Consider the following 6,807-nt stretch of genomic DNA (forward strand, 5'->3'; position numbering starts at 1 on the left):
GGACACGGGCGCTACATGCGCGATGAGCGCTCCTGCCTCGGGTTGCTGGAGGAGCGATAGGTGCCGGGACTGACGCCGGTCCACTTCTTGAAGGCGCGATGGAACGCACTCGTTTCCTGGAATCCAGTCCGTGCCGCGACCTCCGCCACGGTCAGCGACGCGCTCGAGAGCAGGTCAATGGCGACGTCCCGGCGCAGGTCGTCCTTCAACCGTTGGTAGCTCAACCCTTCTTGCTGCAACCTGCGTTGGAGCGTTGTGCTGGAAAGGCGCAATTCCCGAGCGATTTTTTCCAGCTCCGGCCACTCGTCCGGCATCCGGCTGCGCAAACTCTTTCGGATCTGGGCGCTTGTACTGGCGTCGTTGCGGTATTGAACCAGCAGGTTGGCTGGCGCCGCCCGCAGAAAGCTGTCGACCGTCTCGGGCGTCTCCGCGATCTTCAGGTCCAGCAGGTCGCTCGCGAACACGATGTGCGTGGTCTTGGCATTGAAGCTCACGTTGTCGCAAAACCGTGTGCGGTAGTGGCTGTCGTCGGCGGGAGGCGCGCACCGAAACTGCATCTCGCTCAAGGGAATGCGCCGATGCACCAGCCAGCATGCCAGGCCGTGCACGAGGATGAACCAGGTACCGTAGCCGAACAGCCGGCGCAGCACGCCGCCGTCGTGGAGGATCACGCGAGCTTCGCTTTCCGTACGGATCAACTCGCCACGAAAATCGTCCAGCGTCGATCGAAGGAACCTGAGAATGCGGCGCAGGGCGTGCTCGAGGTTGTCCGAACTGACGGCGGCACGGGTCATGAGCGCATAGCTTCCGCGCCGCAGCCCGTGGCCGTCCAAACCGAAGAACTCGTCGTCCATCAGATCGGCGAACGCGACCCACATGCGCGAGTACGCCGCGGCGGAGACGCGCGCGCGAGGAGAGTTCAACAACTCGCGATCCAGCTTGGCGATCTCAAGGACATGGGTGATGTCTATGTTGCGAAGCTGCGCGGCATGAAGCGCTTCATGCACGAGTTCGATCGCGATAGTTCCCTTCAGTCCAGCGGACTTCATGCTCGTCTCCGGCGAATGGCTTTGGTCAGCTGTATGCGCTTGGCACTGTCCAGGATGGACAGCAACGCCTCTTGGTTGTGCCGCTGGCGGCATTGCGCTGCCCCAAGTCTAGGCGAGTGCACTTTGCTCGATCCCACGATTTCGATGAAGCCGGCTCTAGCCACCGTGCCACTTGCAGCCCCACCGAGGTCATTGTCGATGACTTCGACTTGCGTGAATCCACGGCGGCGTGCTTCCTCGATCAGGTCGCACTGGCGACGCTGGCTCACCAGGTTGTTCTGAGACGACGGCCTTGTGACGCAGCACAGTAGCAGACAACAGATCAGTGTTCGCCATCGTCAGCTCCTGTCCGCTGAATGCCCCTGCCTGAAACAGCAGGATCGCCAGTTGCGCGATCGCGTGGGCGTGTTCGCTTGGGCACATCCCCTGAAGGACTGGGGACTCGAACGCCATCAACTGCCGCGGCAACACCAGCGCAGCCGGCACCGGGCTCCGCAGGTGCGGCCTGGGTGAACTCGTCATCTTTCTCCTCACGTTCGGTGTGATGGACACAGGAGGAGCGCCATGCACGGCCGTCCCAGTGAACGATGGCTGTGCGCTGATTGATCCGAACGATTTCTCCGACGTGCTACTTCAGGCTTGGGTCGGTGAAGCTCACGCGCTGGCCGACGCGGAAGTCCTGTTTTCGACGAACCTCCGGCAGCGGCCTCAGCGGTGTCGCAGGTGCCGGTGAGGGTGACGGTCTGCCTGCTGATCATCGACCGGCACAACGGCCGCGTACAGCACGCTGAACGCTGTTTGCTTTGTTCGTCAAGCAGCGTGACCTGCCGGTCCTTCATCGCCGCGATGCGCGCCTCACGTAGCTTGCCGGTGCCCCAGTCCCAGTACTTCACCAGCTGGCCCATGTGCAGCTGCAAGCGCGCCTGCACGATGCGCCTTGGGTCGACTATGAGCTGCTCGATGACCCAGCTGATCTGATACAGCTCAGCGCTTGTGGCCATGGTGGGATCTTCAACCTACTTGACACGCATACTGGCGATTTTCCCAGCGGTGATGTGCTCAATCCGCGAGCTTGTCAGTCGCTCGCCAGACGTCGGGGCAGCCTTGGCAAATTCACTGACAACCACCCACCGCAGCAGCTCGTCGATACGGTTGCTCGGGTGATCAGCGATGCGTTCGAGCACGTGGCGCAGTGCGGTAACGATCCGTCGTATGCACCCGAAACGGAAGACGCGCAGGCGGTACTGCGGCCGCTGGTCATCACCTTCCGGCTGCTGAGCGACCTTGTCGAAGAGTGCCAATGGGACGACGCCTGCCAAGTGCTCATCTCCAGCGCGTGGAGCGAAACCACATACGGAACGGCATTACCGTTACGTGTTGCTTGCGACTGGGAGGTAGTTGTAGTGACGTCCCGCGGCAACGTGGCCCTCTGCGAGAACCTCGGCTGCTACGACCGCGTGGTGGCGTACGACGATGTGGGCGAGTTGGACCATGGCACCTCTCGGCGTTTACGTGATTACTCCGGCAATTGCGAGCTTCGAATGGCGCTGCACTCGCACCTGCGAGCCATGCGTCACAGCCTGGCCATCGGCTACACGCATGTCCGGCAACTGCGGCCGGCCGGCCACATTCCGGAACCGCCGGTGCAGTATTCTCTGCGCACGATCGCATCCGGCAGCGCACGGCCGAACGGGTGTGCCGAAGTTTTCATGCCGTTTGGCCGCAGCCTACGCCGGGCTCGCGGATTTCTGCGTCCGTCCGGCGGTGGCGAACCGCTACTTGCGATCGAGCGCCACAAGGGCTTGGCGGGCGTGAAAGATGCCTACCTCCACGTGTTGCGAGGGGGCGGCGACCCGCGCGTGGGGCGCTTGGAAAGCCTCGGCACCGCCTGAAATGATTGACCACGGTGTGCGGGATCATGGCGGCGCAGGTTGTTTGCAAAATGAAGTCAGCGAGACCCGATCTTCCAGGTCACGAACGCCTCAAGCCGCCGTGACTCTCGCCAACAATGAGGAAGCGTCTGCTGACGAACCGACTTGTCTATTCAGCCCTCGCAGTACAGGCTTTTAGCTGAAGTGCTTTGAAACCCCGATCCCGCGCGATGAATGCCGCCAACATGTGCGGGATCAAAACCGTAGCATCCACAGACATTTGGTGCAGCCGCCCATGTACTTCAGCGTACGCATCGAGTTGCGCCTTCAATTCGACAGACACTGAGATCGTAATTTTCACGAGTTCCGCTTTGGGCAGGGCACCCAGGCTCAGGCGCACAGATTGCTTGTTCATTGCGGCACCCCGTGCGGAAGAAAAAGTGGTTTATACGGCCGGAGCACGAGGTCCTTACTCACCATCACCCGCATCGGAAACCCCGGCTGGATCGTCAGTGTCGGCTGGATGCTCGCATTGCGCTTGGTGATCTCCTGCCCCACCTGGTTCACCGTATCCTGCGCCCCCTCGCGCACCGCGATCACGAGGCGGTCGCCGTCCTGATCCGTCCGGCTCCGCGGCGCCGCCAGTTCAGCCCCCACGCCAAGGAGCGTCGACAGCGCCGCGCCAGCGACGATCCGCTCCCAGTGCCAATCGACGCCATCCTCCAGCCCGGCGTAGCCTGCCGGATCGATCCCTGGCAACCGGTCCAGCGCCACCGACGACGTGTCCGGCAGGATCAGCCGCGTCCACACCAGCAGCACACGTCTCTGACCAAAGGCCACCTGGCTGTCGTAGCGCCCGATCAGCCGCGACCCCTGCGGAATCAACAGATGGCGCCCGGTGGCTGTGTCGTAGACCGCCTCGGTCAGGGTGGCAATCACCTGCCCCGGGAGGTCGGAGTTGATACCCGTCACCAGCGCCGCCGGGAGGATAGTCCCAGCCATCACCTGGTAAGGAGAATCCGGCAGTTGCAGGCTGCCCGGATTGCGCGTGGCCGTGTCACCGGTGTTCGCAAGAAACGCTTCCTGGCGGTTCTGCGCCGTCACAGGATCAGCCGGCGAAGCCATGGCTGGGTTCATCGTGCCCAAAGCATTGAACGCCTGCTGTCCCACTGTCAACCCGGACGGATCACCGGCAGGTGTGGACATCGCCCTCTCGTTCACGGTCTCCCGCTTCGCGATCGCGCCGTCGCCACCGCGCCGGAAGAACACCGGGGACCGCGCGGCCTCCTCAGCCGCCAACCGTTCGGCTTGGGCTGGGTCAAAACCATTGCCGGCCGCACGCATCTCCATCGGCTGCTGTGCCTTCGCCATGGCCGAGCCGAGGTCTCCGGGCAGCGGCGGCCCCAGCACCGGTGGCGCCGGCTTCGACGCGAGCGGCACCCCGGCATAGTCCTTCGGCAACTGGTCCAGCCCATCCGCCCGCGCCACCCGGTCCACGTTATACAACTCGGCGGCCGGGTTGCGGTCGCGCTTCTGCGGCTGCAGCGACCACATCGTGCCGCCCAGCACGGCCGCGGCAAGGGTGCCGGCGCCAACCGCTAGCATGCGGCGATTGAGCCGCACGACCGAACGGGGATGCGCGCGCAGGGCCACCGTTTCCGGCGCGACCTTGGGCGGGACCTGGGAGGATTGGGGCCGCAAATTGTCTTCCACACTCATGGCCCATCACTCCGTGTGCCTCGCACGCTGTCATCCGTACGCTCGATGCGCACCACCTCGGCCTTGCCGCCCTTGAAGCCACCCAGCCGCAGCTCCGCCGCACCGAACAGCCGGTCCACCACGTAGTACGGCGAGCGGAAGCGATAGTTCACGAGTTGCCCGTCGCCCTGCGGCCCGATCACGAACAGTGGAGGCAGCTCGCCTTGCGCGATGCCGCCCGGGAACTGGATGTAGACCCGCTGCCCGTCGTCGAAGGCGCGCACCGGTTTCCAGGAGGGCGCATCGCCGCTGATCGAATAGCGGAACCGGATCTGCTCCACCGACAGACCCGCATTCACCGGCGCTGCGGCCTGCGCCTCCCGCGCCTGCTTCTGTAGCGCCAGCATCCGCTCCTTCGGATAGTCCCAGGACACCGACGCCATCCAGGCCTGCGGTGTCGAGGACAGCTCCAGCAGATAGGTACGACGGTTCGTCGTGATGACCAGGTTCGTCTTCAGGCCCACGCGCGTGGGCTTCACGAGCACGTGGACCCGCTGGCTCGCTCCGCTGCCGCTGACCGTGTCGCCCACGATCCAGCGCACCGTGTCGCCGGCCGAGACCGCCACCAGTTCCTCGCCCTCCTGCAACGCGACGAGGGTCACACGGCCCGGGCTCGTGTAGACCTGATACAGCGCGCCGTCCGTATACGGCCAGACCTGGATCGCGTTGACGTAGCCCTCGCGGGTCGGCGCGATGCGGGCCTCTTCGTTGGCTCGAGAGACACGGACTTTCTCGTCGGAGGTTCCGGCGCCGGTTTCGCTTGCGATTCGTTCAGCAGCGGCTTCAACTGCCCGGGCAGCGGCAAGGGCTTCGGCACCTCCACCACTTCGACGGGCGGGGCCGGCTCCGGCACCGGCTGCGCGGCGACGGCCACCGGCTGGTCCAGCGAGATCGCCGGCGGCGGCTTGCCCTGTGTGGCACAGCCGGCAAGGGCCGCCACAATCAGGATCGGCGCAAATACGCACTTACGGAAATCTGTCTTCATGGCTTGGTTCCTTTCACTGCGTCCGCCGCATCGAGTTCGCGGCTCCACGACAGCCCGTTGACATAGATGCCCAGCGGGTTCCTGCGCAGCCGCTCCTCGGTGCGCGGCGCCTGCAGCACGATCGCGAGCACCGCGGTCCAGCGCTCCAGTCCGGCTGCCTCGCCATTGACGTAGCGCCGCTCCGTCCAGCGCAGCTGGAACGACGAATCGCTCGCGCGCACCACGCTGTTGATCTGCACAGCTACCGAGCTCTCCCCGATGCGCGAGAACGGGTCATTGGTGCGCGCGTAGTCGTTCAGGGTCGCGGCGCCGCGGTCCGTCGTGTACTCGTAGGCCTCGAGCCAGTTCTGTCGCACCACGATCGGATCGATCGACAGCGAGCGCACGTCAGTGATGAAGCGCGCCAAGTGGTGTGCGATCTGCGCGTCGCTGGGCTTGTACGGCGCAGCGGCCTCGCCGACCGCACGCACCTGCCCCGCGCTGTCGACCTCCACGACGTAGGGCGTCACGATGGACTGCGCCGAGCGCCAAACCAGGCCACCGGCCATCAGCAGGGCCAGCGAGAGACAGCCGAAAGCCATCAGGCGCCAGTTCTTCGCCTGTACGCGCGCACTGCCGATGCGCTGGTCCCAGACCTGCGCCGCGGCCTGGTACGGGGTGACGGGCACGGGCGTGTCCGAGTACCGCACTTGGGGTCGCTTGAATCGCATGGATGGTTCTCCTTGAAAAGAAACTGAATCAGGCGTTGGATTCGTCGCGCAGGCTCGGGCCCGTGCCGCTGCCGCCGTGATCGCCCGAGCGCAGGACGTGCGCGGTCGTCGAGGCCGCGTGGCTCAGCTGCTGCTTGCGGCGCATCTGCCGGGCCCATGTTGGTTCCGGGCTTAGTCCGCCGGTCTCATTTGCACCGACAGATGTCGCATTCCCCGTCGTCGCAGGCGCCGCGGCATCAGCCACGAAGTTCGCAACGCGGTCCTTGACCGCCTTTGCACCGGACGCCACGCGCTGGCCGACACTACCGGCGCCGGTTTTCGCGAGATGGGCGAGACCGGCGCCGGCCGCGCGCACGCCACCAACGCCGGATGCCGCAGCGCCCGCCTGGTAGGCCGACTTCGCGCCGCGCGCCAAGCCGCTGGCCGAGCGCGCG

Annotated in this window: 7 protein-coding genes and 3 pseudogenes; 1 reads left to right on the forward strand and 9 read right to left on the reverse strand. The window is 65.1% G+C overall.

What is annotated here, in order from left to right; translation table 11 throughout:
- Positions 1-11 precede the first annotated feature (11 nt).
- The 4 genes and pseudogenes from BMG07_RS08080 to BMG07_RS41750 all read right to left on the reverse strand — a co-directional run.
- Complete coding sequence (locus BMG07_RS08080) at positions 12-1,049, reverse strand: AraC family transcriptional regulator (protein ID WP_198084104.1); 1,038 nt, start codon at positions 1,047-1,049, stop codon at positions 12-14.
- Complete coding sequence (locus BMG07_RS08085; RefSeq protein WP_198084105.1) at positions 1,046-1,318, reverse strand: hypothetical protein; 273 nt, start codon at positions 1,316-1,318, stop codon at positions 1,046-1,048. The genes BMG07_RS08080 and BMG07_RS08085 overlap by 4 nt, the downstream gene beginning before the upstream one ends.
- Positions 1,319-1,579: 261 nt before the next feature.
- Positions 1,580-2,050, reverse strand: a complete 471-nt coding sequence (locus BMG07_RS41745; RefSeq protein WP_269758762.1) for a hypothetical protein — start codon at positions 2,048-2,050, stop codon at positions 1,580-1,582.
- Between the two features lie 15 nt (positions 2,051-2,065).
- A pseudogene (locus BMG07_RS41750) lies at positions 2,066-2,242 on the reverse strand (transposase domain-containing protein); the annotation flags it as partial.
- On the opposite strand from BMG07_RS41750, the gene BMG07_RS08090 reads away from it, so the two are divergent.
- Positions 2,234-2,941: a DUF2855 family protein gene (locus BMG07_RS08090; protein ID WP_307866906.1), complete on the forward strand. Its 708-nt coding sequence runs from the start codon at positions 2,234-2,236 to the stop codon at positions 2,939-2,941. The pseudogene BMG07_RS41750 and the gene BMG07_RS08090 sit on opposite strands and share 9 nt — an antisense overlap.
- Before the next feature lie 148 nt (positions 2,942-3,089).
- Here the strand turns inward: BMG07_RS08090 and BMG07_RS08095 are convergent, their stop codons facing one another.
- From BMG07_RS08095 to BMG07_RS08115, 5 genes and pseudogenes are all read right to left on the reverse strand, one after another.
- Positions 3,090-3,335, reverse strand: a complete 246-nt coding sequence (locus tag BMG07_RS08095) for a DUF2274 domain-containing protein (protein ID WP_198084107.1) — start codon at positions 3,333-3,335, stop codon at positions 3,090-3,092.
- Positions 3,332-4,639: a TrbI/VirB10 family protein gene (locus tag BMG07_RS08100; RefSeq protein ID WP_198084108.1), complete on the reverse strand. Its 1,308-nt coding sequence runs from the start codon at positions 4,637-4,639 to the stop codon at positions 3,332-3,334. Before BMG07_RS08100 ends, BMG07_RS08095 begins: the two co-directional genes overlap by 4 nt.
- Positions 4,636-5,663 (reverse strand): annotated as a pseudogene (gene trbG / locus BMG07_RS08105) (P-type conjugative transfer protein TrbG). Before trbG ends, BMG07_RS08100 begins: the two are co-directional and overlap by 4 nt.
- Positions 5,660-6,373: a conjugal transfer protein TrbF gene (gene trbF / locus BMG07_RS08110; protein ID WP_198084109.1), complete on the reverse strand. Its 714-nt coding sequence runs from the start codon at positions 6,371-6,373 to the stop codon at positions 5,660-5,662. The pseudogene trbG and the gene trbF overlap by 4 nt, the downstream one beginning before the upstream one ends.
- A gap of 28 nt (positions 6,374-6,401) precedes the next feature.
- A pseudogene (locus BMG07_RS08115) lies at positions 6,402-6,807 on the reverse strand (P-type conjugative transfer protein TrbL); the annotation flags it as partial.

Source organism: Variovorax sp. E3 (genome assembly GCF_016082275.1).
Lineage (GTDB): Bacteria > Pseudomonadota > Gammaproteobacteria > Burkholderiales > Burkholderiaceae_C > Variovorax.